We start from the raw sequence: 25,348 nt of genomic DNA, 5'->3' as shown, positions 1-25,348 counted from the left end.
TCAGTCCGAGGACGGGAGGGGCTTTGCCTGCTTCTGGCTGAGGACCTCGTCGCCGACCGCGAGCGGCCCGGCGCCGCCGCGCACGACCACGACCTCGACGCCGCCACCGGAGTAGCGCTTACCCATGAGAAGCTCGCCGCCCTGCGCGGGTGCGGCCGGCGCCGCATCCGCACTCATCGGCTCGCCGCCGCACAGCAGCGGCCCCGTCGCGCCGTCGTCGATACGGACGACGATGACCTCCGCGGTGCACACCGCGCTCTTCAAACGTTCACCGACGTTCATCGGAAGTTCCTCTCGTGTCAGGTCCGTACCGAACCCGGTGTGCTTATTGGGAAGCGCCGAACAACTGCTCGAACTCGGCGCGGAAGGCCTCCACATCGGCGGCGGTGACGGTCCGCGAGTTGACCCAGATGTTCTCGGCCGGAGTCGCCGCCGTCGCGATGTCGGGCAGGACCGCGCCGGCCCGGTTGGCGACCGCTTCCTGACCGGCCTTGGTCACGAGGAAGTTCGCGAACAGTTGCGCCGCGTTGGGATGCGGAGCGGCGCCGCTGACGCCCGTGTAGAAGGCCGCACCGAACACCGGCTTCGGCATGGCCGACTCGACCGGAGCGCCGGCCGCCTTCTCGGCGGTCAGCGGGACGGTGTAGACGGTGGCGGCGAGTTCCCCGGAGGCCAGGGCCTGACCCATTGCCTGCGCACCCGGATAGGTGCGTGGTTGCTGCGCGGCGAGTTTCGCGACGAAGTCGGGTGAGACAGTGTCGGCGAGGTAGTCGTAGAAGTCGACGATCGCTGCGGATACCGGCAGGATCACGCCGATCTTGCCGCCGGCCAGCTCGGGGGCGAGCAGGTCCTCGTAGCTGTCCATGCCCTCGGGGACCCGGTCGGTGTTCCAGCCGTAGGTGAGCACGGCCGCCGACGAGGTGAAGATCGTGTCGCCGATCATGAACTTCTCACTGTCGAACTCGGCTGCGTCGAACGCCGGGCCGGTGACCGGGGCGTAGTAGCCCTCGGCGATACGCTCGTCGACCCACGGGCGGGCCGCCGAGGCGACGACATCGGCGACCTGCCGGCCGGTCGAGGCCTCCGCGGCCAGTTTGGTCTGCAGATTCGCGTCGTTGTCGCGGACGATGTCGACCGTGACCCCGTACGCCGACTCGAAGCGGTTGGCGAGGTTCTCGAGATTGTCGGTCGCCTGCCCGGTGTAATACGTCACCGAGCCCTCCTGCTTGGCCGCCTCGATCACCTCCTGCCACGCGGCGTCCCCCTGCGGGCCCAGGTCCTCTGCGGCGACCTCGGTGGTGGTGCCGGAACCGCAGGCGACCGCGGTGAACGTCAGCGCGGCGACCCCCAGTCCGGCGATCGTGCGGCGCAGCGTCGAGATTCTCATGGAACACGGCCTTTCGTGAAGAGCAGTACTCGAGGGGTAGTACACAAGGGTGATGTTCGGATCGTGGCGCCGAGGGTCGGCTCAGGCGGTCGCGGCGGCGGCACGGGCGCGCGCTTCCCGCCAGGTCACTCCGCGGTCGACTCGAACTTCCGGCGGCAGTCCGAGCAGTCGCTCGGCAACGATGTTGCGCTGGATCTCGTCGGAGCCACCGGCGATGCTGTACCCGGGCGCGCCGAGCACGTGCGCGTTCCAGCCGAACGTGCCCGGCACGCCGGTGTCCGCGACGAGATCACGTCCGAGGATGATGCGCGCAGCCTCGGAGACCGCGGCGAGCTTGTCGACCCACTGGATCTTGCGCACCGACCCGACCGCCGTCGGGGCGGCGTCGGCCTCCCGGGCCTGACGATCTCGCAGCATGTCGACCTGGGCGAGCTTCTGCCGCAGGTAGACCCGCGCGAGGAGCTCGCGCACCCGCGGATCGGTGTCGCGGCCGAGAGTGCGGGCGGTGGCGAGGAGCTGGTCGAACTGCCCGCCGACGTTCGCCGAGTTGGACCCGCCCTCCCGCTCGAACGCCAGCGTGGTCAGCGCGACGGACCAGCCCTTGCCGATTCCACCCAGGCGCAGCGAATCGGGGATGCGCACCCGGTCGAGGAAGACCTCGTTGAAGCTGCTGCCACCGGACATCTGCCGGATCGGGCGGATCTCGACACCCGGGGCGTCCAGCGGAATCAGAAACGCCGTCATGCCCGCATGCTTGGGCTGGTCCGGGTCGGTGCGCGCGATGAGTTCACCCCAGTCGGCGAACTGTGCGCCCGAAGTCCACACCTTCTGTCCGGTGATCACCCAGTCGTCGCCGTCGCGCACGGCTCGGGTACCCAGGTTCGCCAGATCGGATCCGGCATCGGGCTCGGAGAAGAGCTGGCACGCAAGCAGGTCGCCTCGCAGCATCGCAGGCAGGAACTCGCGCTTCTGCCCCTCCGTTCCGAGGAGCCGAATAGTAGGAGCGATCAGATGCATTGTCACGGAGAATAATTCGTGCGGTCGCAAAGGACAGTGATCGTTCTCGATACGGGAGAACGCCTCCGCGACATCGGCGCCGAGACCTGCGCCACCGAACTCCTCCGGCCAGTCGAGAGCGCCGTAGCCGGCTTCGAGCTTGACCTTCTGCCACACGCGGTGCTGATCGAGTAGTGCCTTCTCCTCGTCGAATCCGAGATCGTGGAACACGGCCACGTCGTAAGGGTCGTCGACCCGGTCGAACCCGAGTCGGGCGACGTTCTCGACGACCCACGCGCGGGCGCGGGACTCGAACTCCGAGAGGGACATCTTTCCTCCACAGTGCTGGGCCGTGCGAATGCGCGGCAGACGGGGTAGCGGCGGGGCTGCGGACTCAGGAGTCCAGGTTGTACAGCGCGGCGGCGTTGTCGTGCAGGATCTTCCGGGCGTCCGCCTCGGACAGGTGTGCGAAGTTGCGACGCAGGTACTCGTCGGGAGCCAGCGCATCGGAGGCCGGACCGGGCGACATCGACGTCGGGTGCGGGTAATCGGTTTCGTACAGGACGTTGTCGGCGCCGAGCTGCTCGATCGCGCTGCGGGCCGAGTCCTGCTCGAACCAGAAGCAGCCGTAGATCTGCCGCTTGAAGTACTCGCTGGGGAGCAGTTCGTACTCCGGGTGCTCCTTGTGCACACCCGAGTTCTTCCACTGCCAGTCCAGGCCCTCGAGCGCGAACGGGATCCAGCCGATGCCCGACTCGACCGAGACGAACTTCAGGTCGGGGAATCGATCGCAGATGCCGCCGCAGATGAGCTGAGAGATGGTGCGGGCGTTGTCCATGAAGAACGAGATGCCCATCATCGCGTAGTTGGCGTGCACGCCGTTGCTCTCGTGGCCGAAGCCGCTGAGGTCGACCTCGCCGGACGCGATGTGGAAGTTGATCGGCAGCTTCTTCTCCTGCGCCGAAGCCCACAGGCGGTCCCAGTACGGGTCGGTGAGCATCGGCAGACCGAATGCCGCCGGATTCTGCGTGAAGACGAGCCCCTTGTGACCCGCCGCGGCGACGCGCTCGACCTCGGCGAGCGTGGCCTCCATGTCCCAGAAAGGCAGAATGCCGACCGGAATGTACCGCCCGGGAGCGAATTGCGCCCACTCGCTCAGGTAGTCGTTGTAGGCCTTGATGCACGCGATCTGCAACTCGTTGTCACCGTTGGACTGCAGCGTCTTGGAGCTGAACACCGCGACGTTGGGGTAGAGGATCTGCGCGTGGATGCCGTAGTCGTCCATGATCGTCAGGCGCTTGGCCGGATCCCACGAGCGCGGGTCGGTGTCCTCGAATCGCGGCGGGCAGCTCGGCGGGTACTCGTGCCAGCCAGCCATCGCCGGCGAACCGACCGCGCTCATGCGCTTGCCGGCAACGAACCACGCCTGGTCACCGCGGTGATCGTCCCAGCGCACGTGCGGCACCAGATCGCCCCACTTCTTGGTCGACATCCGCGATGTCCACAGGTCCGGGGGCTCGACGACATGGGTGTCGGTGTCGATGATCTTGATATCGCGAAGGTCGTACACGTAATCCTCCTGAGAATCGGATGGAGTTCGAACGGAAGATCCGCTCGGCGGATTGCATGCCCTTACTATTAGGAACATGCGAATATTAACGGAGATTTAGATCACAGTCCATACCCGGAAGCGTTCCGCGTCACGAGGGCCGAGTCACTCGGCCAGAGCCGGGAATACGTCCGTTCCCAGCAGCCGGATCGACTCGCGGGTCGCTGCATCGTCAACTCCGGGGAACACCACACGCACCGTCACGTGCGCGCTCACCGTCTGCGGCAGCGCCCTCAGCAGTTCCCACCACGGACGCAGTTGGTCGACACACTCTTCGGGCGTGCCGGCCACGACATGGTCCGGCCGCGTCGAGACGGGCACGTTCGTGCCCGGCCCGTCCGGGACGGCGCCGTCCCCGGCCTGCGCCATCCAGCGCCGGTACCGGTCGCCGACAAGGGAATGCCCGGCCGCCACCGTCTCCCACGCCCCCGAAGCCGCGGTGAACGCGCACATCGTCAGGGCGATGTGGAAGGGCCGGTCCAGGTCTGCGAGTTCGAGCGTCCCGATCCGGCGGGCCAGCTGCGCGACGGACGCGAGCTCGGGCGCGATCCAACCGTCGGCGATGCGCGCCGCGCGGCGCACACCCCGACTCGCGAACGCCCCGAGGAGAATCGGCGGTCCCCCGGTCTGTGCGGGGAGCGGGCGCACCGGCACAGCATGTCCGGTCCGTCCGTCCGTCACGACCGCCTCGCCCGACCAGGCCGCACGCAGTGTGCAGACGGTCGTCTCCAGAATTCGTCCGCGCCGCGAACGATCGACGCCGAGGGCCGCGAATTCCTCCGGGCGATAACCGAGTCCGAGGCCCAGAATCACGCGCCCGCCGCTGAGCTGGTCGACGACCGCGACATCCTCGGCCAGCCGCAGCGGATCGTACAGCGGCCCGATCGCGACGTTGGTCGCGAGGTCGACAGCGGTGGTCTCGCGAGCGAGCGCACCCATCACCACCAGGGGACTGGGAAGATGGCCGTCCTCTGCGAAGTGGTGCTCGCTGAGCCAGACCGAGTCGAACCCGGACTTCTCAGCGGTCACGGCATGCCGCACGAGGGCGTCCAACGCCCGGCCCGACTCCGCCGCGGTCCCGCCGACAGTCTGGGCGGTCAGCGCTCCCAGGCCGACCCGGATGCGACGGCGTCGGTGGCCCACCGTCGCGTCCCGGAGCCGGCTCACTTGATCGCGCCGTCGACCTTGAGCTGGACGATCTGATCCCAGTCGAGGCCGTGCTCGAGCAGCACCTCCTCGGTGTGTTCACCGTGCTGGGGGGCACGGGTGAGCACCGGCGCCTCGTTTCCGAACCGCATCGGCGCCGTGACGAGATCCAGAGTGCGCCCGTCTTCGTACTCGACGGTGCGGACGTACTCGTTCGCGATCGCCTGCGGGTCCGTCAGCACGTCGAGGGGCTTGCGGAAGACGTCCCACTGTCCCTCCTGCTTGCCGAGGATGTCCGTCCACTCCGCGAGGGTGCGGGTCCGGAACACCTCGGTGAGCTCGGCGGTGCACTCGCGAGTGTTGCGGGCGCGGTCCTCGAACGTCGCGTAACGCGGGTCGTCGATCAGGTCGGGTCGGCCGATCGCCTCGCACAGCCCGGGCCAGTACTTCTGGCTCTGCAACAACGCCAGATGGATGTACCGGCCGTCGCTGGTCCGGTAGATGTTCGAGACCGGGTTCACCGGCGCGGACCGGTCCGGATAGGGCAGTTCCGCGGCCCCGACGAGCTGGGCGCCGGCGATGGTCGCCTGCATCGCCCACGCGCCGACCGCGAACAGCGACGTGTCGACGACGATGCCCTCCCCGGTGCGTTCGCGGTGCAGCAGTCCGGCCGCAATCCCGCCGGCGAGCGCCATGCCGCTCTGCACGTCGCCGAAGGCCGGGCCCGGCATGTTGGCCGGCCACTCGAGGTCGCCGGGGGCGATCGACCCCGCCGCACCGGAGCGCGCCCAGTAGGTGATGCCGTCGAATCCCCCCTTCTCGGAGTCGGGTCCGGCCACCCCCTGGGCGGTGCCGCGCGCGTAGACGATGCGCGGATTGCGCGCCATGATGTCGTCGACGTCGATACCCAGCTTGGTCCGCGCATCCGGCAGGAAATTGGTGGAGAAGACGTCGGCCGTCTCGACCAGCTTCATGAGGACCTCGCGACCCTGCGGGGTGGCGATGTCGAGGGCGATGGCGCGCTTGCCACGGTTGTTGATCTCCCACAGACCCGACATGCCGTCGACGTCGCCGGGCACGCCCCACGCCGCGGTCGTGCGCATCGGATCCCCGAAGTCGGAGTGCTCGACCTTGATCACGTCGGCTCCCCAGTCGGACAGGATCGCGCCGGCCGAGGGGACGAACGCATACAACGCGACCTCCACGACCTTGATTCCGTTCATCACCTTGGTCATCGAGCGTTCTCCTTCGTCGTACCGCAGTCACGTTCTACTGCAAAGATTTTCGGGCCACACGGCAGCTACGCTGCGTGTGGTGGTGGTTCCGTCGGCCGGCGCGGCGACACACGGGCGCGGATTCGACGGAGCGGCCTCCAGAGCCGGGGTGAAAAACACCGTAACTATAGCAATGTTTTATGAGTTGTACATCACATCACCGTTGAAGGCCTGTTCGATACGCACGGGATCCGGTCCCGCGGCTTCCGCGCGACAGGTCAGTACAGGGACTCCCCGCCGTCGACGACGAGGTTCGTCCCGGTGACGAACGCCGAGTCCGGGCCCGCGAGGTACAGCGCCGCGCTCGCCATGTCCGCCGGCGTACCGGCGCGCCCCATCGGCACGGTGGCGGCACGCTCGTCGAACAGCGAATTGCGCTCCTGCGTAAGTGGCGTCGCAGTGATCCCGGGGGACAGTGCGTTGACCCGAATGCCCGTGGGGGCGAGCTCGTAGGCAGCCATTCGTACCAACTGGTTGAGACCGGCCTTTGCGGTGCCGTACGGCACCAGGCTCGGCCGCACTCCCAGCGCCCGGATCGACGAGACCACGACGATCGAGCGATTCGTCCCCTCTCGGCGGACCATCGCGCGGGCCGCGGCCTGCACGCACCGGAACGTGCCGGTGAGATTGAGGTCGATGCAGGCCTGCCACTGCTCCTCGGTGAGTTCGAGGAACGGCGCCACGGTGCCGCTGCCGGCGTTCGCGACCAGGACGTTGAGCGAACCGAACTCCCGCTCGACCCGTTCGAACATCGCCGCTACCGAGTCGGCGTCGGCGATGTCGGCCACGATGCCCGCGACCCGCGACTCGTCGCCGCACCGGGCGCGCAACGATGCGACGGCCTCGTCGAGGATCTCGGGGCGGCGGGCCGCCACCGCGACCGTCGCGCCGGCGTCGAGCAACCGCTCCGCGATACCGCGGCCAATGCCTTCGCTACCGCCGGTGACCAGGGCATTCTGCCCGACCAGCGCCTGGTGCCGCGAGCCGGAGTGCGTCGAATAGGGTTCCACTGTGTGCTGCGTCATAGCTTTGGTATAGCATTAGATACGAAATATTGGCATGGTTAAGGAGGAGTGCCCGGTCGGGACGGTCCCCGTCCCTATACTCATCACCACCCCGATCGCCGACCGAACAACCGACGAGGACATCGAATGACGCGCAACACCATGGGTTCTCCCACAGGAACCGCCGCCCTCCGACGCGCCATCGCGATGACACGGAACGAGAAGGTCTCGCGGACGGTCGCGCGCATGGTCGCCAAGGACATCGCCGACCGCCGGCTCGGCCCGGGTTCCGCGCTCGAGTCCGAGAACGACATGGCCAAGCGGTTCGGGGTCGGCCGCGCGTCGGTGCGAGAGGGCCTGCGCCTGCTCGAGGCGCAGGGGCTGGTGACGGTCCGGCAGGGCCTGGGCGGGGGCCCGATCGTGTCGGAGCCCTCGGGCTCCGAGTTCGGCGACACGCTGTCGATGTATCTGCAGGCGAACGGCATTCAGTTCCGCGAAGTCGCCGAGGCTGCCCTGGAGATGGAGGGGCTGGCCGCAGCAATGCTCGCCGATCGGATCGCCGCCGGAGAGGACGTCGACCTCACTCCCCTGGCCGCCCACGATCTCAGACCGGACATGTCGAACGAAGAGGTCACCGAGACCGCCACCGGATTCCACAGCGCGCTGCGGAACCTGACCGGCAACTACGTCCTCGACCTCACCGGTTCGGCCCTGGCCCACCTGTATACCGACCGGATGCTCGGCGCCCACCCCGAGGAGTGGAACGAGAAGGAGCGGGAGGCCTTCACCGAGCCGCACCGCCAGATCCACGACGCCATCGCTGCCGGCAACGCCGAACTCGCCCGCACTCTGACCCGCGCACACATGCGCGAGGTCATCGACCGCATCAGCCGCCAGAACCCGCGCATCCTCGACGAGCGGGTGGAGTGGCTCTGACCGACTAGCCTGCCCTTCGTCGTCCGGCCGCCGCCTCCCCGGGTCCACCCGGCAGGTGCGGCCCGTTCGTATGCGGCATGACCGTATCCGGAGGAGTTCCGCGGCGTTCTCGGTCGAGCGTGTCCCGTCGGGTGACGAACGAGAGCGGAGACCCCTTGACGACCAGACCCTCCATACCCGCCGCCGAGACTTCCCTCCCGGCGCGTCCGGCAGAACCGCTCAGAGCCGCTGCCGCGCCTCCCCCGGGTGCGGCACCGGGACAGCCGAAGCAACCGCGCGCGGTATGGGCCATCACGTTCGCCGTGATCGTCGCGTTCATGGGTATCGGCGTGGTCAGCCCGATCCTGCGCCCGCTGGCCGAGCAGCTCGGCGGCACGCCGTCACAGGTGTCGTTGCTGTTCACCGGCTACATGGCCGTGATGGGTCTCGCGATGCTGGTCACCGGCGCGATATCCAGCCGCATCGGCACCCGCAAGACCCTGTTGCTGGGCCTGTTCGTCATCGCCGGGTGCTCCCTGGGCGCGAGCCTGTCGGGGACGCTCGGCCAGATCATCGGCTTCCGCGCCGGATGGGGACTGGGTAACGCGCTGTTCGTCGCGACCTCGCTCGCCGCGATAGTCGGCGCCGCGACCGGCGGTGCGCCGAAAGCGATCGTGTTCTACGAGTCGGCCGTCGGCATCGGCATCGCGACGGGCCCGCTCGTCGGCGGGCTTCTCGGCCAGATCTCCTGGCGCGCCGCCTTCCTCGGCGCCTCCGTACTCATGGCCGTGGCCTTCGCGCTGCTCGTCGTCCTGCTGCCGCCCGCCACGACGCCCGACCGGCCGATCCCGCTCATCGCACCGCTCCGGGCGCTCGGGCACGCGGGCCTGCTGTCGATCGCCCTCGTCTCCCTGCTGTACCACCTCGGCCTTTTCGCCCTGTTCGCATACGCGCCGTTCGTCCTCGAACTCGATCCACTTCGGCTCGGATTCGTCTTCTGCGGCTGGGGCGTGTGCGTGGTGATCTCGTCGGTGTCCGTCGCGCCTCGGTTGCGCACCGCGCTCGGCGCGATCGGCGCGACCGCCCTGGGCCTGGCCCTGTTCGCCCTCACCCTTGCAGTCGTGGCCGTATTCACCGGCAACCGACCGGCGGTCGTGACGTGCATCGTCGTCTCGGGCCTGTTCCTGGGCGTCCTCAACACCCTGGTGACCGAAATCGGTATGGACGCCGCGCCGGTGGACGGGAGCACCGCAGCCGCGGCGTACAGCTTCGTGCGCTTCGGCGGCGGCGCGGTGGCCCCGTGGCTCGCAAGCCGGATGGGCGAGATCTTCAACCCTCACGTTCCGTTCGCCGCCGCCGCCGGCGCCGTCGCGCTGGCGTTGGGGGTGCTGGCCCTCGGCCGGCGCCGACTGCCCGTTCACCACCGTCGGCAGCGTTGAACCGCAAAGCCTTACAGCGGCCCGGTGACTTGCGCCACAGCAAAGGATACGGTACATATCGATAACCACACCAAATATTGCAATATTTAGCCGGGCGCGCGGACACACCGTCGGCCGGCGCCGGACTCCGTGAGGACCGTGATGACCGACTACCAGTACCTGACCTACGAGTCCCTCGACGCGGGTCGCATCGTCCGCATCATGCTCGACCGCCCGAAGCAGCGGAACGCCCAGAACCGGGGCCTGCTCGTCGAACTCGGCAAGGCCTACGCACGCGCCGAGGCCGACGACACGGTGCGCGTGGTCATCCTGGGGGGCCACGGACCGTCCTTCTCGGCCGGGCACGATCTCGGGTCCTCGGACGACGTGCGCGAGCGCGCTCCGGGCTCGGGCCAGCACGTCTCCTACGCCTGCAACGGAGCCACCTACTCCGAGATAGAGATGCGGCTCCACCAGGAGTGGCACTACTACTTCGAGAACACCCGCCGATGGCGTAACCTCCGCAAGATCACCATCGCGCAGGTGCACGGAGCCGTGTACTCCGCGGCGCTCATGTTGATGTGGAGCTGCGATCTGATCGTCGCAGCCGAGAACACCACGTTCGCGGACGTCGTCGGCACCCGGTTGGGGATGTGCGGCGTCGAGTACTTCGCACATCCGTGGGAGTTCGGTCCCCGCAAGACCAAGGAACTGCTCCTGACCGGTGACTGCCTCGACGCGGCCGATGCCCATGCCCATGCCCTCGGCATGGTCTCGAAGATCTTCCCCGAGAAAGAACTCGCCGACTCGACCCTCGCGTTCGCGCGCCGAATCGCCCGGATCCCCACCATGGCAGCCCTGCTGATCAAGGAATCGGTGAACCAGAGCCAGGACGCCGGCGGATTCCAGTCCGCCCTCGACGCGGGCTTCACCCTTCACCAACTCAATCACGCCCACTGGTCCGCGCTGACCCGTGGCGAAACTTGCATCGGCACGGTCGAGCACGGGCTGGACGACTGGCGCGCGGCCCCCGAGATCCGGCGCGCCGACCCTCGCGTGCCCTGACCGCACCTCCCATCCCGATACCACCCGTTCGCACCTCGAAAGGCTCTGCCCATGAACGAGACGTCCCCCGCCCGCACCGTGATCGTCACCGGCGGCACCGGCGGCCTCGGCGCCGCGGTCACCCGCCACCTCCTCGACGCCGGCTGGCGGCTGGTGGTCCCCTGGTACGTCGAGGCCGAACTCGACCGCGTCGCTCCGCACCCGAACCTCGAGACGATCCGCGCCGATCTGTCCGACGAGCAGGACGTCGAGGCGGTCGTGGAGTGCGCGACGAAGGACGAGGCCCGGCCGCTGTACGGCGTGGTCAACCTCGTCGGCGGATTCGCTGCCGGCCGCCGGGTCCACGAAACGCCCATCGAGGTCCTCGAAGCCCAGTTGTCGATCAACCTCACGATCGCCTACCGCGTCATCCAGGCCGCCCTACCCGAACTCATCCGCCACGGCGGCGGGTCCGTGGTGTGCATCGGCTCCGCCGCCGCAGTCCGGCCCTTCCCGGGCGCCGCCACCTACGTCGCTTCCAAGGCCGCCGTCTCCGCCCTGGTCCAGGCGCTCGCAGTCGAATACGCCGGCGACAACATCCGCGTCAACGGTCTGCTGCCTACCATGGTCGACACCCCCGCCAACCGGGACGCAATGCCCGAGGCCGACCGCTCCAGCTGGGCCCGCCCCACCGACATCGCCGAGGTCATCGGCTTCCTGCTCGGTGATTCCTCGCGCGCGGTCAGCGGCGCGTCGATCCCGGTCGTGAACGTCGCAGGCTCGGACTGACTCTTACACCCGCGACGGTCCCACACCCAGGCGATCGGCGGCCGCGGTCAGGAAGGCGCGGCGCTCTTCGGCGGAGTCGCCCTTCCAGACCGAGTCGGCCCAGACCACGAGGTCCTCGATGCCGTGGTCGCGATACCGGTGCAGGTCCGCCGAAGTCGCCGCGTCGACGCGCACGTAGCACGGAAACTCGCCGATCCGACCGAATTCGCGCCGCAGCCTGCGAATCTCGTTCACCATCTCCACCGCCTGCCCGAAGCTCGGGGTGCCGGAGGAGAACCATCCGTCTCCCAGCCGCGCCGCGCGGGCAAGCGCCTTCGGGCCGTTACCGCCGTGGATGACAGGCACGTGCACGGGGCGAGGATGCAGTTGTACCTCATCGAACCGGTAGTGCTCGCCCTCGTGGGAGAACGGCCTGCCCGACCACGCCTTCCGCAGGATCGTCACGCACTCGTCGGTGCGCGAGAAACGTTTGCGGAACGGCACGTCCAACGCTGCGAACTCCTCCTCGAGCCATCCGGCGCCGACCCCGAAGAGCAGACGACCGCCGCTGAGTTCCTGCACGGTGATGGTGGTGCGCGCAGTGTGCAGTGGGTGCCGCAGGGCAGTGACATACACGGCCGTGCCCAGTTTGATGCGGTTCGTGGTCGCGGCCACGGCCGCGTGCACCGCCCACGGATCCGTCAGCTCCGTCGACACATCGACGATGGGTCCCGTGTGGTGCTGCGCCGTCCCCGTCGAAGGGTGGCTGCTGGAGTAGGCGACCGGATGGAGCACGTGCTCCCCCAGCCACAATGCGTCGAATCCCAGGTCGTCGGCGCAGACCGCCAGTTCGACGAGTTCGGTGGGATTCATTCCGTATGCGCTCAGTCCGATGGAGGCCATGGGGTTCGCCTTTCGTGTGATCGATGGTGAGACGACTCGTCCGCGCGGTGGCCGGTGCCACCGCGCGGACGGGCGTGCGGAGGCGGGGTCAGGCGGGGAGCAGGCCGAGCGCGCGACGGGCCAGGGGCGCGACGAATTCGCCGCGTTGACCCATCCGCGCGTCGGTGGTCTCGCCGCGCACGAACCGTGCGTAGAGCTGCTGCAGAATGACCACGGTCTTCCAGCATCCGAACGCCTCGTACCAGTCGATGTTCGACAGGTCCAGATCGCTACCGGCCGCGTACCGCGCGACCACCTCCGCCCGCGACGGCAGGTCGAGGCCGTGCATACCGGGCACGACGATGAACGCCGCGTCCGAGGCCGGATCCACGGTCCGGTCCGGCCAGTAGTTGAGCAGCGTGCCCAGGTCGACCAGCACGTCCCCGGTCGTGGCCATGTCCCAGTCGAACACCGACTTGACCCGGTCCGGGTCGCCGTGCGGGAACTGGCAGTTGTCGACCTTGTAGTCGTTGTGGACGATCCCGGCCCGCTGGCTCGCCGGGATCGCCGCACGGATCCGCCGGGTCACCTCGGCCACGAGCGCCGCGGTCTCGGCCGGGGCGTACTCGGCGACGGCGTCCCATCGTGCCAACCAGCCCTGCACCTGCCGCTCCAGGTAGCCCTCGGGCCGGCCGAGGCCGGCCAGGTCGCATGCGGCGGGGTCGACCGCATGCAGATCCGCGAGCGCGTCGATCACCGCGAAGCCGATCCGCCGTCCGGCATCGTCGACGCCGGACATCGACTCGGGCACCGAATCCCACACCACGACACCGTCACGGTACTCGGAGACGAAGAACTCGGCGCCGACGACACTCTCGTCCGCACAGTGCAACAGTGCCCGGGGGGCGCGATCGTACTCGCGGTGCAGCCGGGACAGCACCCGATATTCGCGCGTCATGTCGTGAGCGCCCCGAGCGAGCTGACCGAAGGGCGGGCGGCGCACGACGAGGAGACGGTCGCCGAAGCCCACGCGGTAGGTGAGATTCGCCGAGCCGCGCGGGAACTGCAGGACGGAGAACTCCCCGTCGACGTCGTCGAGGTGCATCCGCAGGTATGCCTCGAGCGCGGCCCAGTCGAGGTCCTCCCCCGTCCGGACCGGCGCAACCTCCGTGCGCGGCTCCCCGACGTTCGAGGCCGACGGCTGCTCGCCGGACACGACCGAGCCCGTCATCACTGGGCTCCCACCGCGGGCAGGCCGAACTTGAGTTCGGCGGCCGCGTCGAGCGCCGGCAGGTGCGTCGTCGGGAACAGGCCCGACGCCGGCGTGGCGTTCTTCAGCAGCTGCTTGGCGATCTGCTGCTTGTGCAGCTCGGTGGCGCCGTCGGCCAGGCCCATGTGGTAGCTCTCGAGCAGCCACTTGCCGAACGGCATCTCCTTCGAGATGCCGAGGGAACCGTGCAGCTGGATCGCCCGGGACACGACGTTGTTGAGCACCTTCGGCATCACCATCTTCACGGCGGAGATATCTGCGATGACCTTCTTGTAGTCGTCGAGCTTGTCGATCTTCCAGGCTGTCTGCAGGACGAGCAGGCGGAACTGCTCGAGCTCGGCCCACGACTCGGCGATCATGTCCTGCACCAGCTGCATGTCGGCGAGGCTCCGGCCGCGCGTCTCACGAGACACCGCGCGCTCGAGCATCATGTCGAGCGAGGCGCGGACCAACCCGACGGTGCGCATCGCGTGATGGATGCGCCCGCCGCCCAGGCGGGTCTGCGCGACGGCGAAGCCCTCACCCTCCTCGCCGAGCAGGTGGTCGGTGGGCACCCGCACATCCGTGTAGCGGATGTAGGCGTGCGTGCCCTCCGACTCGTTGTGTCCCCACACCCCGACGTTGCGGATGATCTCGATGCCCGGGGTGTCCATGGGGACGACGAACATCGACGCGCGCTTCGTCCGCGGGGCATCGGGATCGGTCACGGCCATCACGATCAGGAACGACGAGAACCGTGCGTGCGAGGAGAACCACTTCTCACCGTTGATGACGTAGTGGTCGCCGTCCCGGACGGCACGCGTGACGAAGCTGGTCGGATCCGAGCCGCCCCGCGGTTCGGTCATCGAATAGCACGACATGATGTCGCCGTCGATGAGCGGGCCAAGGTACCGCTCCTTGAGTTCGGGTGTGCCGTAGTGCGCGAGGATCTCGGCGTTGCCGGAGTCCGGGGCCTGGCAGCCGAAGACCACGGGGCCACTGTGGGTGGCGCCGAGGATCTCGTTGAGCAGTGCGAGTTTGAGCTGGCCGTAGCCCGGGCCGCCGAGCTTCGGGCCCAGGTGGCACGCCCACAGGCCCTGCCCGCGCACGACGTCCTGCAGGGGCCGGATGAGCTTGTTCCGGGTGGGGTCGGTGACGTCCCATGCGTGCTCGACGACGCGGTCGACCGGGGCGACCTCCGCGTCCACGAACCGCTGCACCCAGTCCAGCTTCTCCTGGAACTGCGGATCGGTCTCGAAATCCCATGCCATATCGGTGGTCTCCTACTCGGAAGGTGAAAGTCGGGATGCGCCGGTCAGCGCGTGAGGACGGTGCAGGCGCTGATGCCCGGCGCGCCGTAGACGTGGGTGAAGCCGACCTTCGGCTCCCCGGGGACCTGCCGGTCCCCTGCCACGCCGCGGAGCTGTACGACGTTCTCGTAGACCTGGCGCAGGCCGGTCGCGCCGATCGGCTCGCCGTTGGCCAAGCAGCCGCCGTCGGTGTTGACCGGGATCGAACCGCCGATTTCGGTGGCACCGGACCGGATGAGGGACTCCTGCTCGCCGTGCTTGCACAACCCCGTCTCGGCGAGGTGCATGATCTCGGCTCCGGCCTCGGTGTCCTGGATCTGTGCGACGTCGACATCGCCGGGTTCGATGCCGGCGGCCTCGAACGCCGCGCGGGAGGCCGTGACGGTCGGGCCGTCGGCCCGTGCGGGCGACGTCCACGGACTGAACACCTCGAACGAGCCGAACTCCCTGGAGCGCAGTTCCGCGGACTCGAGAAACACCGGGGCATCGGCGTATTCGTGAGCCCGGTCCGCGCGGGCGAGGACGAGAGCCACCCCGCCCTCGGCGGGTGAGCAGAACATGTACTGCGTGAGCGGGTCGTTGACCATCGTGGAGCCGGCGATCTGCTCCTCCGTCATCGGCGTGCGGCGCCACGCGTGTGGGGCGAGTGCGCCGTTGCGAAACGCCTTGGCGGCGACTGTCGCGAGCAGCGACCTGGGCAGGTTGTGTTCGACGAGGTAGCGCTGGATCTTCATCGCGAAGAACTGGGTGGTGACCATCATGCCGCTCTCGCCGTACCAGCGGCCGATACCGTTGTCCTCGGGGCGGGCATTGAACGCGCCACGCGGATGTTTGTCGAACCCGACGACCAGGCCCAGATCGGACTCGCCGGAACGGATCCGGCTGACCGCGGAGGTCAGGGCACTGCCACCGGTCGCGCAGCCGTTCTTGACGTTGACGAACGGCAGCCCGGTCAGGCCCAGGGCAGAGACGAGCGTGTCGGCGTTGCCGGCCGAATCGCTGCCACCGTACGCGAACTGGATGTCCTTGAACTCGACTCCGGCGTCGGCGAGTGCCTGCCGTGCCGCATACGCGCCCTGCTCGAGTCCGCTCACGCCCTCCGTGCGGCCGAACTTGTGGATGCCGACACCCACGATCGCGACCTTCATCGCTGCTCCTCACTGCTCGGGGCGAACGCGAATGTGACGATCTCGGTGCCGTCCTCGTCCACGTGGTTGACGATCGTGGTCAGCCGCATCGGCATGTCGATCCGCAACGCACCCGCATCGGCGATGGTCAGCCGCGCCTCGACGATCACGTCACCGAGGTCGACATAGCCCACGCCGAACGGTTCGAACGGCTCGACGCACACGAACGGGTTTTTCGGCGGGAAGGACTGCACGGTGTAGGACCACAGAGTGCCCTCGCGCGGCAGTTCGAGATCCGTCATCGCATTCCGGCCGCACCGCGGGCAACCGCTCTGGTACGGGAAGGTGACCGTGCCGCAGGACGGGCAGCGGGCGCCCCGCAGCGCGGCCCCGGGGTCGCCGCCGACGAACAACTCCGGGTCGATGGGGCGCCACGTTGCGGTGGAGGCGCTCATCGGCCGGCTCCATCCGTAGCGGCCGTGCGTTCGGTGTCGATCTCCCACACCGGCAGCACCACAGGGTTGCCCGCCGCGTCGGTGCCGAGGTCCTCGAACGCACTACGCACGGGGGTACCGGCCGCGACGTCGATGCGGCCGGGCAGGTTGCCGATCAGCCGAACCCCGTCCGCCTCACCGTCGACGTCGACGACGATCACCGTGTACGGCACCGGAAACAGCGGATGGACCTGATGCTCGACGATCGTGTGGGCATAGACGGTGCCTGTGCGGGCGACCGGCTTCCAGCGCACCGACGTGCTCGCGCAGTACACACAACGCGGCCGGGGCAGGTGTATGCGGCGGCCGCAGTCCTCACAGGTGAGGATCGCGAGCTCTCCGTCCGCGGCGGCGTCGAAGAAGCCCTTGCTGCCGCGCTCGGTGACGAGGGGGCGCAGCCGGTCCCGCGTGGTGTCCGCCGGTACGGCGGTGCCGCGGGCGCTCATGCCGACACCAGGATCAGCGCGCTGGCCGCCGGCGGCGGCGCGGAGGTGACGAGGGAGACCCGGGCTCCCTCGACCTGGCTGGTGGAGGTGCCGCGGATCTGCCGCACTCCCTCCACGACGTGGTTCATTCCGTGGATGTATCCCTCGGACATGTGTCCTCCACTCGTATTGATCGGGATCGACCCGCCGAGGTCGATCTGCCCGTCGGCAAGGAAATCGCCGGTGTCCCCGCGCTTGCAGAATCCGTAGTCCTCGAGCTGAATCAGCGCAGTGATCGAATAGCAGTCGTAGATCTGTGCGACGTCGACGTCGGCCGGGCCGAGACCGGCCCGCGAGTACAGCGTCTCCTGGCACACCCTCGACGGCAGGGCGGTGATGTCCTCACGCATGAGCGTCGGGTACATGAGGCCCGGCTGCGGGTGCGGACAGGTGGACATCGCGACCGACCGGATCAGGGCCGGTGTCTGCCTCAGGTCCTCGGCCCGTTCGGTGGTGGTGACGACGACCGCGGCGGCACCGTCGGTCTCGAGGCAGTAGTCGTACAGACGCAGCGGCGACGACAGCATGCGCGAGTCGAAGTAGTCGTCGAGCGTCATGGTGCGCTCGTACATCTGTGCGGCCGGATTGGAGTTGGCGCGGCGGCGGGTTACCAGGGCGATCTGCGCGAGCTGCTCGGAGGTCAAGCCCGTTTCGGACATATAACGCTGCGCGACCAGGGCGAAGTACTGACCCGACGACAGCAGGCCGTAGGGGCCGAAGAACTCCTCGAACGTCTCATTACCGCCGACCTCGGGGGTGGCGACCGGGGACAGACCGAAGCGACGGCCGGAGCGGCCGTTGAGGGAGCGGAACACCACGACGGTAGTGGCCTGCCCGCTCATGATCGCGGCGACGGCCTGCGCGACCATCGCGGCCGGGCCGGAGCCGCCCGGGCCGGCCTCGCCCCAGTAGGTCAGGTTCGGAACGCCCAGTCCGTCGGCCAGGGCCGCGCAGGAGACCAGGTCCATGTCGTTGCGGACGATGCCGTCGACATCGGCCGGGGTCAGTCCGGCATCGGCGAGGGCGTTCGCTGCGGCCTCGACGGCCAGAGCCGTAACCGACACGCCGGAGTCGCGGGAGTACTCCGTCGTGCCGATGCCGGCGATCGCGCAGGCATCCCTGCGCCAGGTGGGGTCGGTGGACATAGGCGGTCACCTCTGCGTAGCGCTCGCCGGGAAGCGGCGGGCGGATGGGTTCTGTCGTTTTCGGAATGCTCGAGGTCGAGGCCGGATTCCACCGGTCTCGTCAGTTCGCGGTCAAGCCGCCGTCCGCGGCAATCGCGGCTCCGGTCATGAACGAGGCGTCGTCGGAGAGCAGGAACGCGACCACCGACGCCATCTCGCCGGGGTCCGCGGACCGCGCCAGCGCCGTGTTCTCGACCACCCGGCTGCGCGTGGCCTCCGGCTCCGGGCCCTGCAGCGCGGCGGAATTCGCGCGCAGTCCGGTGCTCACCAGACCCGGGCACAGGCAGTTGGCCCGGATCCCCCGGGCGGCGTATCCCATGGCAACCGAGCGGGTCAACTGCAGGACGCCCCCCTTCGACGCGTCGTAGCCGGGGGTGTTCAGATTCGTGGACACCAGCGACGCGACCGATCCGACGGTGACGATCGACCCCCCGTCCGCGTCGAGCAGGTGCGGAATCGTCGCGCGCAGCGGCAGAAATGTGCCGGTGAGGTTCACCCGCAGGATGCGCTCCCAGTGGCCCAGGTCCATCTCGTGCAGCATCGCGGTCCCGGAAATGCCCGCGCACGTGACCACCCCGTCCAATCCACCGAACTCGGCGACGGCCGCTTCCACGGCCGCGGCGACGGAAGCCTCGTCGCCGACGTCGCACACCGACCCGATCACGGTGCCGCCGGCCGCGCGCACCGCATCGGCGACCTCCACGGCCGCGTCCTCACGGGCGTCGGTGACCGCGACGGCCGCGCCCTCGGCGGCGAGGCGGTGTGCGACGGCCGCGCCGATTCCGCTGCCGCCACCGGTGAGGAACACCCGCCGCCCGGCGAGCCGCTGCGTCAGGTCCGCGGACGTCGTTCCGCTGGTCTCGGTGATCGTCACAGCCGCACCCCCATGTCGACGGGGAGCGCGACCCCGGTGATGTACTGGGCCTCGTCGGAAGCCAGGAACAGCACCGCGTTGCTCAGGTGGGCCGCCGAAACCCACCCGACGCCCATCGGATTGCGGTTCTTGGAGCGTTCCCACAGGTCGTCCGGCCCCGGGTTCTCCAGATCCGGGCCGAAGATGCGGAAGGTGGCCTCGTTCAGCAGCATCGGGGTTTCGACGGCGCTCGGGTTGACGGTGTTCACCCGGATGCCGTGCGGGCCGAGTTCCGCGGCGAGCGTGCGCATCAGGCCCATGACGCCGCTCTTGGAAGCGTTGTAGTGGGCGATGTTGGCGGAGCCGAGCATGGCCTGGATCGAGCTCGTGATGACGATCGAACCACCCCGGCCGGCCTCGATCATCGCCGGCACGACCGCCTTGACGGTATGGAAGGCGCCGGTGAGGTTGACGTCGAGCATGTCCTGCCACTCGGTGTCGCTGAGCTCCCACGTAGGACGGAAGCCGACGATGCCGGCGTTGGCGGCGACGATATCGATGTGGCCGAACTCCGCGAGGGCCTCGTCGACGACCGCGTCGAGCTGCTCCTGGCTGCGCACATCGGCGGTGCGTGCCAGTACGCGCCGCCCGGTCGCGGCGACCAGCGCCTCGGTCTCCTTCAGTTCCACCTCGGTCGGGAGTGGGTAAGGCACCGAGTCGATCTCGGTGCATGCGTCGAGGACGACGACATCCGCGCCCTCCTGAGCGAGCCGCAGCGCATGCGACCGGCCCTGTCCGCGGGCTGCGCCCGTGACGAGCGCAACCTTGCCTTCAACTCTTCCCATCGATCCGTCTCCTTCTCGGAATACCACTGGTTGTCGAGACCCGCTCGAGAGCGCTCGGTGAACGGAAGTCACTGCCGGCAGGGATCACTGGTTGAACAGCTGGCCGAACCGGACCTTCAGGGCCTCCAGCGCCTCGGGCGTCATCGCGCTCAGGTCCTGCGGCGCCACCGTGTCGATCGTCGTCACGGCCGACGAGACGTTCGGCAGCACGGCCGCGTTGCGGAACGAGAGCGCCTCCTGCCCGGCCGGGGTAACCATGTAGTTGGCCAGGAGCTGAGCAGCGTTGGGGTGCGGAGCTTTCGCCAGAATCGACGTGTACATCGGGGCCCCCCACACGAGCTTGTCGAACCCGCTGTCGACCGGTGCGCCGTTCTTTTTCTCCACCGTCTGGTCCTGGGCGAACACCGTCGCGGCGATCTCACCGGAGGCGAGGGCCTGCGCGACCGGCAGCGCGCCCGGGTAGATCCGCGGCTTCTGCGCGGCGAGCCTTTCGACGAAGCCCTCACCACCGACCTGCTCGAGGTAGCTGCCGTAGAAGTCGACGTGCGCGGTCGACGTCGGCAGCACGATACCGATCTTGCCGTCGGCAAGCGCCGGGTCGAGCAGGTCCTCATAGCTTTCCAGTCCCGCGGGGTACCGGTCGGTGTTCCAGCCGAAGGTCAGCACGGAGGCGCCGGTGACGAAGTCGCCGGACCCGCGCAGCAACGTGTCGGTGTCGTATTCGGAGGACGGGTCGGTGAAGGCCGGACCGATCGGCTCGGCGATCCCACCGGCGGCCGCGAGCTCGACGACCCAGGGTGAAGTGGCCTGGGTGACGATGTCGGCGACCTGGTTGCCGGTGTCCGCCTCCGCGCCGACCTTCTGGTGGATGTTCGCATCGACGTCGCGGACGACGTTCACGCGGATCCCGTAGTCCGCCTCGAAGCGGCGGCCGAGTTCGGCGAGGGCATCGGCCGCGTTCGAGGAGTAGATAGTTACCTCACCTTCCGCCTCGGCGGCCCCGACGATCTTCTGCCACGACTCGTCCCCGGCGGGTCCGGTCGCTCCGACGGCCTCGGAGGTGATGCGATCGTCACCGCCCCCGCCGCACGCGGCGAGCAGCGTGGACACGACGGCGACGGCGATCACGGCGGTGGGTCGGGTGAGAGAGAACCGGCGACGGACGGTGCGGTCAGCGTGCGAGCGCCGGGAGGGAATACGCATGTGGGACGACTCCTGTCGAACGGTCGGCACGGCCGACGTAAAGGGGATCACCGCGTTCCGGCGATCACGGGTTCGCGATCACGGGTTCGCCCGATCAGGCGGTCGACGTCCGACCACCGTCGACCGGGATGATCGCGCCGGTGGTGTAGGTGGACCCAGGGCCGGCCAGGTACAAGGCGGCACCGACGATCTCGTCCGGATTCCCTGCTCGCTGCAGCGGCAGGGCCTCGAAGATCTCGTTGGCGTAGTCCATGTCCCATGCCTTGCTGATGTCGGTGAGAAACGCACCGGCCATGACCGTGTTGACGCGCACCGTTGGCCCGTACGCCTGCGCGAAGCCCTTGGTGAGGGCGTTCAGTCCCGCCTTTGCCGCGGCGTACGGCAGGTCGTTCGGCGTCGGGCGTTCGGCCGCGATCGAGCTGATGTTGATGATCGAACCGCCTGCACCGGCGGCCATCCGCGGCGCGATCAGTGCGGTGAGGCGGAAGGTGCCTTTGAGGTTGACGTCGATGACCTTGTCGAACAAGGCTTCCGACACCTGGTCAAGGCTCGGGTACAGCGGGGCCATACCCGCGTTGTTGACGAGGACGTCGATGCGGCCGAATTCCTCGTAGACACGTTCGACGAGCGGTTGGTGAGCGTCCCAGTCACCGACATGGAAGGCCAGCGGAAGGGCCCGGCGACCGGTGGTCTCGGCGACCTCCGCGGCCAGTTTCTCGCAGCTTTCGACCTTGCGGCTGACAATCACGGTGTCAGCACCGGCACGGGCGAACGCGAGGGTCATCTCCCGGCCGAGGCCGCGGCTCCCGCCCGTGACGAGGGCGACCTTTCCTTCCAACGGCAGCGCCTGGTCGGTCATCGTGTGACTCCTTCGGGTATGGGGCCGCACCGTGTACTTCGGGTGCTGTGCCGGATTTTCGGTAGGTTCGAGGCCGGTACCGCAGCAGCGGTGCCGATCGAGGTGTGCTTTCGGGTTCGGTTCGGTCAGCCGCCGGCGGTGTCCGCGGCAAGCGGGACCACGGCCTTCCCGGTGGCGGTACCGTCGAGCATGCCGAGGAATGCGTCCCACGCGCCCGCGACGCCACCGGTGAACTCGGTGTGCACCGAGCGAATCCGATCCGAGCGGACGAGACCGGCCATTTCCGACTCGAATTCGTCGCGGGCATCGAGGTGGTCGCCGAGCAGGAAACCCTCCATGCGCGCGCGCCGCCAGATCAGCTTGAGGAGATTGCTAGGGCCGGGTTGCGGCGCGGCCGCGTTGTAGATGCTGATCATTCCGCACAGCGCGATGCGGGCGTGATCGTTGATCACCCGGATTGCGGCCTCGAGATGTTCTCCGCCGACGTTGTCGAAGTACACGTCCACGCCCGTGACACCGAGTTCGGTCATTGCACGGCGCAGAAGATCCTTGATCGGGCCGTCGTGGTAGTCGAACGCGGCGTCGGCTCCCAGGCTCCTCGTGAGCGCAACCTTCTCGGGCGACCCGGCACTCGCGATCACCGTGGCACCGCGCAGTTTCGCGAGCTGGACAACCGTCGAGCCGACCGCTCCGGCGGCCGACGACACGAACACGACATCGCCGGCCACGACGCGAGCGATCCGCTCGACGCCGACCCATGCCGTCATGCCGGGAATCCCCAACAGTCCCAAATGCATGGCGGGCGGGAGGTCGTCGTGCCGCAGGACACGGCACTCGGATGCCGGGACCAGCGAATGCTCCCGCCAACCGTGGTCGTGCAGGACGAGAGCACCGACGGGGACGGCGCTCTCGGAGGACTCGGTGACGCGCCCGACGGTCGGGGCGAGCATCGGCTCGCCGATCTCGTAGGGCTCCGCGTAGGTGGCCTCGCCGCCCATGCGCCCCCGCATGTACGGCTCGACCGACATCACCAGGTTCGCGACGCGGACCTCGCCGGCCCCGGGAGCGCCGATCGTCGTCGCCACGAGTTCGACGTCGGTACCGCGTGGCCGGCCGCTCGGCCGGGCGCGCAGCACCCACGCCTGCTGAGTCGGATCTGCTGTGCCGGTGAGGTTCACGTCGGTCTCGTCCTCCATGTCGGATCGGGAACTGCGAAAGAGCTGATGAGCGCCCGGGGCGGTACCCGGAAGTGGCGGTCAGGCGACGGCGCAGATCCGGTCGACGAGGTCGCGCCGCACGAGCTTGCCGGTCGGCGTCCGCGGCAGCTCGTCGACGAACACGACGTCGTCCGGTGTGCGGGAGCCGCGCAGCCGCTCACGGCACCAGGCCCGGAACGACTGTGCATCGTCGTGAACCTCGCTGTTCGGCACGATCACCGCGCAGATCCGCTCGCCCCACTCGTCGTCCGGCACACCGATCACGGCCGCCTCACGGACCTGGCCGTGATGCACAAGGACGTCCTCGATCTCGGCCGGTGCGATGTTCTCACCGCCCCGAATGATGGTGTCGTCGGCGCGGCCGCCGATGTAGAGGAAGCCGTCCTCGATCCGGGCGCGGTCGCGGGTGGGGAACCAGCCGTGCGCGTCGAGCACCGAACCCTTGCCCATGTACTCGCCACTGACCTGTGCGCCGCGAACCCAGAGCAGCCCCGTCTCCCCCTCGGCGAGGACGGTCACGTCGTCCTCGTCCCGGACCTGGGCCTGCATCCCGGGAACGATGCGTCCCGCAGAAGCAAGCCGGCCGCGGAGGGCAGGGTCGGCGAACGCTGCCCGATGGTCCTCGGGACCGAGCACGGCAATCGTCGAACTGGTCTCGGTGAGACCGTAGGCATTCACGAAGCCGGTGTCGGGGAAGGCCGTCAGGGCCTTTTCGAGCACCGGCTGTGGCATGCGGGCTCCGCCGTACGCGAGAGACGCGAGGGACGGTGTGTCGGCGGGTGCGCCGTCGAGATGTTCCACGATGCGCGCGAGCATCGTCGGCACGACCATCGCGCTCGATACCTCCTCCTCTCGGACGAGATCGAGCCACGCCTGGGGCGAGAAGTCGGGCAAATGCACCATCCGACGGCCGGCGTAGATGTTGCTGAGCACCGCCCCCAGACCCGCGATGTGATAGGGCGGGGTGCTGACGAGCGTCGCCTGTTCTTCTCCCGCAGAACCGAATTCGACGGTATTGAGCAGATACGACAGCAGATGTCGGTGACGGAGCAACACCCCTTTGGGTGCCGAGGTCGTTCCCGACGTGAACAGCACGATCGCCGTGTCGTCATCGGCCGAGCGATCCTCCGTCGCCCGCTCCGTCGTGCGTGCGAGCTTGAGGAACTGCGAGGGCGTGACGATCCGGTGCGAGAGCCCGGAGAGCTTGTCGACGTACACGTCGTCGGCGACGACGATCGGCTGGTCGAGCCGCTCGATCAGTTCGCGTAGCTGGTCGGCGCCGAGTCGGTAGTTCAGCGGCGCGAGCGGGATGCCGGCGCGTGCCGAGGCGAACATCAGGACCGGCAGAACGGGGCCGTTCACGCCCACGAAGACGACATGGCGGGCCCCGAGTTCCTCCAGGACCGTAGCTCCCCTCGACGCGATCTCGTCGAGCTGCCCGTAGGTAGCCCCATCGGCCCGGCGTCCCATTGCGAGCCGATCGGGTGTGGCCGACGACGCCATATCCAGGACCATTGCGATGCCCATTTCACCACCTGTCTGAGAACACGCTCACGATGCGACGACCTCATCCGTGCTTCCGGCCGACGCCCTCCTCGAAGGAACAGGGAAGTGCTTCACGTCACTTCTCCCTCCCGATGTGAACCATAGCAACTATGGCAATATTTGTGAAGGTAATAGTAGTTCTGCGTCCCGGTGCGGCATAACCCCAGGAAGACGACCTGTCGAGGCGGCAAGAGGCACTCCTGACGCCGCGCAGCCCTCCGACCATGAGGTCGAAGGGCTGCGTCAAGCCTCGGGCTCAGACGCTTGTGCGGCTGACCAGTTTCGTGGTGTCCACCGGCGCCGCAACCCGCGGCAGCTTCACCAGCGCCAGCATCACTCCTGCCACGAGCAGGCACCCGATCGGGAAATACAGGCCGATGGTGACGTTCGTCGGCGGTGGCGTTCTTACCGATGACGGCGCGCCCTGCGGGATGAACAGCGAATGTATCGCTCACTCGATCAGACCGACAGCACGATACATTCGCTCACTCGGCCCCTAGCGTGCCCATGAGTGAGCCATCTCGCGCGAGAGGC

At 68.5% G+C, this 25,348-nt stretch carries 24 protein-coding genes; 4 read left to right on the top strand and 20 right to left on the bottom strand.

Features of this window, described 5'->3' with window-relative positions; translation table 11 throughout:
* From A4U64_RS00880 to A4U64_RS00850, 7 genes are all read right to left on the bottom strand, one after another.
* Positions 1–282, bottom strand: coding sequence for a hypothetical protein (locus A4U64_RS00880; protein ID WP_006939834.1), 282 nt, complete (start codon positions 280–282; stop codon positions 1–3).
* 43 nt (positions 283–325) lie between these two features.
* Positions 326–1,387: an ABC transporter substrate-binding protein gene (locus A4U64_RS00875; protein ID WP_065921999.1), complete on the bottom strand. Its 1,062-nt coding sequence runs from the start codon at positions 1,385–1,387 to the stop codon at positions 326–328.
* A gap of 81 nt (positions 1,388–1,468) precedes the next feature.
* Positions 1,469–2,713, bottom strand: coding sequence for an acyl-CoA dehydrogenase family protein (locus tag A4U64_RS00870; protein ID WP_029546409.1), 1,245 nt, complete (start codon positions 2,711–2,713; stop codon positions 1,469–1,471).
* A 64-nt stretch (positions 2,714–2,777) separates the two neighbouring features.
* Entirely contained in the window at positions 2,778–3,953 is a 1,176-nt protein-coding gene (locus tag A4U64_RS00865) for an amidohydrolase family protein (RefSeq protein WP_029546410.1), read from the bottom strand.
* A gap of 144 nt (positions 3,954–4,097) precedes the next feature.
* Positions 4,098–5,159 carry an LLM class flavin-dependent oxidoreductase gene (locus A4U64_RS00860; protein WP_232334142.1) on the bottom strand — a complete coding sequence of 354 codons (1,062 nt, stop codon included), beginning with the start codon at positions 5,157–5,159 and terminating at the stop codon, positions 4,098–4,100.
* The gene (locus A4U64_RS00855; protein WP_006939844.1) at positions 5,156–6,373 is read right to left on the bottom strand and encodes a CaiB/BaiF CoA transferase family protein; all 1,218 of its coding nucleotides are present in this window, start codon (positions 6,371–6,373) and stop codon (positions 5,156–5,158) included. The genes A4U64_RS00860 and A4U64_RS00855 overlap by 4 nt, the downstream gene beginning before the upstream one ends.
* Positions 6,374–6,630: 257 nt before the next feature.
* On the bottom strand, positions 6,631–7,437 hold the full coding sequence (locus A4U64_RS00850) for an SDR family NAD(P)-dependent oxidoreductase (protein WP_065921998.1): 807 nt from the start codon (positions 7,435–7,437) through the stop codon (positions 6,631–6,633).
* A gap of 126 nt (positions 7,438–7,563) precedes the next feature.
* Here A4U64_RS00850 and A4U64_RS00845 point away from each other — a divergent pair, with 126 nt between their 5' ends.
* The 4 genes from A4U64_RS00845 to A4U64_RS00830 all read left to right on the top strand — a co-directional run bounded on the left by A4U64_RS00845 (position 7,564) and on the right by A4U64_RS00830 (position 11,582).
* Positions 7,564–8,352, top strand: a complete 789-nt coding sequence (locus A4U64_RS00845) for a FadR/GntR family transcriptional regulator (RefSeq protein ID WP_006939847.1) — start codon at positions 7,564–7,566, stop codon at positions 8,350–8,352.
* A gap of 302 nt (positions 8,353–8,654) precedes the next feature.
* The gene (locus A4U64_RS00840) at positions 8,655–9,770 is read left to right on the top strand and encodes an MFS transporter (protein ID WP_006939852.1); all 1,116 of its coding nucleotides are present in this window, start codon (positions 8,655–8,657) and stop codon (positions 9,768–9,770) included.
* Between the two features lie 141 nt (positions 9,771–9,911).
* Positions 9,912–10,814 (top strand): enoyl-CoA hydratase, encoded by a 903-nt coding sequence (locus A4U64_RS00835; protein WP_065921997.1) that lies wholly within the window; start codon positions 9,912–9,914, stop codon positions 10,812–10,814.
* 51 nt (positions 10,815–10,865) lie between these two features.
* The gene (locus A4U64_RS00830) at positions 10,866–11,582 is read left to right on the top strand and encodes an SDR family NAD(P)-dependent oxidoreductase (protein ID WP_043797999.1); all 717 of its coding nucleotides are present in this window, start codon (positions 10,866–10,868) and stop codon (positions 11,580–11,582) included.
* Between the two features lie 3 nt (positions 11,583–11,585).
* Here the strand turns inward: A4U64_RS00830 and A4U64_RS00825 are convergent, their stop codons facing one another.
* The 13 genes from A4U64_RS00825 to A4U64_RS00765 form a co-directional block, all read right to left on the bottom strand.
* On the bottom strand, positions 11,586–12,464 hold the full coding sequence (locus A4U64_RS00825) for a TIGR03619 family F420-dependent LLM class oxidoreductase (protein WP_065921996.1): 879 nt from the start codon (positions 12,462–12,464) through the stop codon (positions 11,586–11,588).
* Between the two features lie 88 nt (positions 12,465–12,552).
* Entirely contained in the window at positions 12,553–13,674 is a 1,122-nt protein-coding gene (locus tag A4U64_RS00820) for a phosphotransferase family protein (protein WP_065923375.1), read from the bottom strand.
* Positions 13,674–14,963 carry an acyl-CoA dehydrogenase family protein gene (locus A4U64_RS00815; protein WP_029546418.1) on the bottom strand — a complete coding sequence of 430 codons (1,290 nt, stop codon included), beginning with the start codon at positions 14,961–14,963 and terminating at the stop codon, positions 13,674–13,676. Before A4U64_RS00815 ends, A4U64_RS00820 begins: the two co-directional genes overlap by 1 nt.
* A gap of 44 nt (positions 14,964–15,007) precedes the next feature.
* Positions 15,008–16,150: a thiolase family protein gene (locus A4U64_RS00810; protein WP_043798003.1), complete on the bottom strand. Its 1,143-nt coding sequence runs from the start codon at positions 16,148–16,150 to the stop codon at positions 15,008–15,010.
* Complete coding sequence (locus A4U64_RS00805) at positions 16,147–16,584, bottom strand: Zn-ribbon domain-containing OB-fold protein (RefSeq protein WP_065921995.1); 438 nt, start codon at positions 16,582–16,584, stop codon at positions 16,147–16,149. The genes A4U64_RS00810 and A4U64_RS00805 overlap by 4 nt, the downstream gene beginning before the upstream one ends.
* The gene (locus tag A4U64_RS00800) at positions 16,581–17,069 is read right to left on the bottom strand and encodes a Zn-ribbon domain-containing OB-fold protein (RefSeq protein ID WP_029546421.1); all 489 of its coding nucleotides are present in this window, start codon (positions 17,067–17,069) and stop codon (positions 16,581–16,583) included. The genes A4U64_RS00805 and A4U64_RS00800 overlap by 4 nt, the downstream gene beginning before the upstream one ends.
* Positions 17,066–18,253, bottom strand: coding sequence for a thiolase C-terminal domain-containing protein (locus A4U64_RS00795; protein ID WP_043798010.1), 1,188 nt, complete (start codon positions 18,251–18,253; stop codon positions 17,066–17,068). The genes A4U64_RS00800 and A4U64_RS00795 overlap by 4 nt, the downstream gene beginning before the upstream one ends.
* 100 nt (positions 18,254–18,353) lie before the next feature.
* Positions 18,354–19,166 carry an SDR family NAD(P)-dependent oxidoreductase gene (locus A4U64_RS00790; protein ID WP_050036000.1) on the bottom strand — a complete coding sequence of 271 codons (813 nt, stop codon included), beginning with the start codon at positions 19,164–19,166 and terminating at the stop codon, positions 18,354–18,356.
* Positions 19,163–19,990: a mycofactocin-coupled SDR family oxidoreductase gene (locus tag A4U64_RS00785; RefSeq protein ID WP_006939872.1), complete on the bottom strand. Its 828-nt coding sequence runs from the start codon at positions 19,988–19,990 to the stop codon at positions 19,163–19,165. Before A4U64_RS00785 ends, A4U64_RS00790 begins: the two co-directional genes overlap by 4 nt.
* Positions 19,991–20,074: 84 nt before the next feature.
* Positions 20,075–21,193 (bottom strand): extracellular solute-binding protein, encoded by a 1,119-nt coding sequence (locus A4U64_RS00780; protein ID WP_051446008.1) that lies wholly within the window; start codon positions 21,191–21,193, stop codon positions 20,075–20,077.
* A 94-nt stretch (positions 21,194–21,287) separates the two neighbouring features.
* Positions 21,288–22,052, bottom strand: coding sequence for an SDR family NAD(P)-dependent oxidoreductase (locus tag A4U64_RS00775; RefSeq protein ID WP_029546425.1), 765 nt, complete (start codon positions 22,050–22,052; stop codon positions 21,288–21,290).
* A 125-nt stretch (positions 22,053–22,177) separates the two neighbouring features.
* On the bottom strand, positions 22,178–23,248 hold the full coding sequence (locus A4U64_RS00770) for an NADP-dependent oxidoreductase (RefSeq protein ID WP_065921994.1): 1,071 nt from the start codon (positions 23,246–23,248) through the stop codon (positions 22,178–22,180).
* A gap of 60 nt (positions 23,249–23,308) precedes the next feature.
* The gene (locus A4U64_RS00765) at positions 23,309–24,796 is read right to left on the bottom strand and encodes a class I adenylate-forming enzyme family protein (protein ID WP_065921993.1); all 1,488 of its coding nucleotides are present in this window, start codon (positions 24,794–24,796) and stop codon (positions 23,309–23,311) included.
* Positions 24,797–25,348: the final 552 nt, after the last annotated feature.

Origin of the sequence: Rhodococcus sp. WB1 (assembly GCF_001700945.1) — a bacterium.
In the GTDB taxonomy this organism is placed as follows: Bacteria; Actinomycetota; Actinomycetes; order Mycobacteriales; family Mycobacteriaceae; genus Rhodococcus; species Rhodococcus aetherivorans.
The sequence above is the reverse complement of the archived record's forward strand: the minus strand, read 5'-3'. Positions and strand labels throughout refer to the sequence as shown.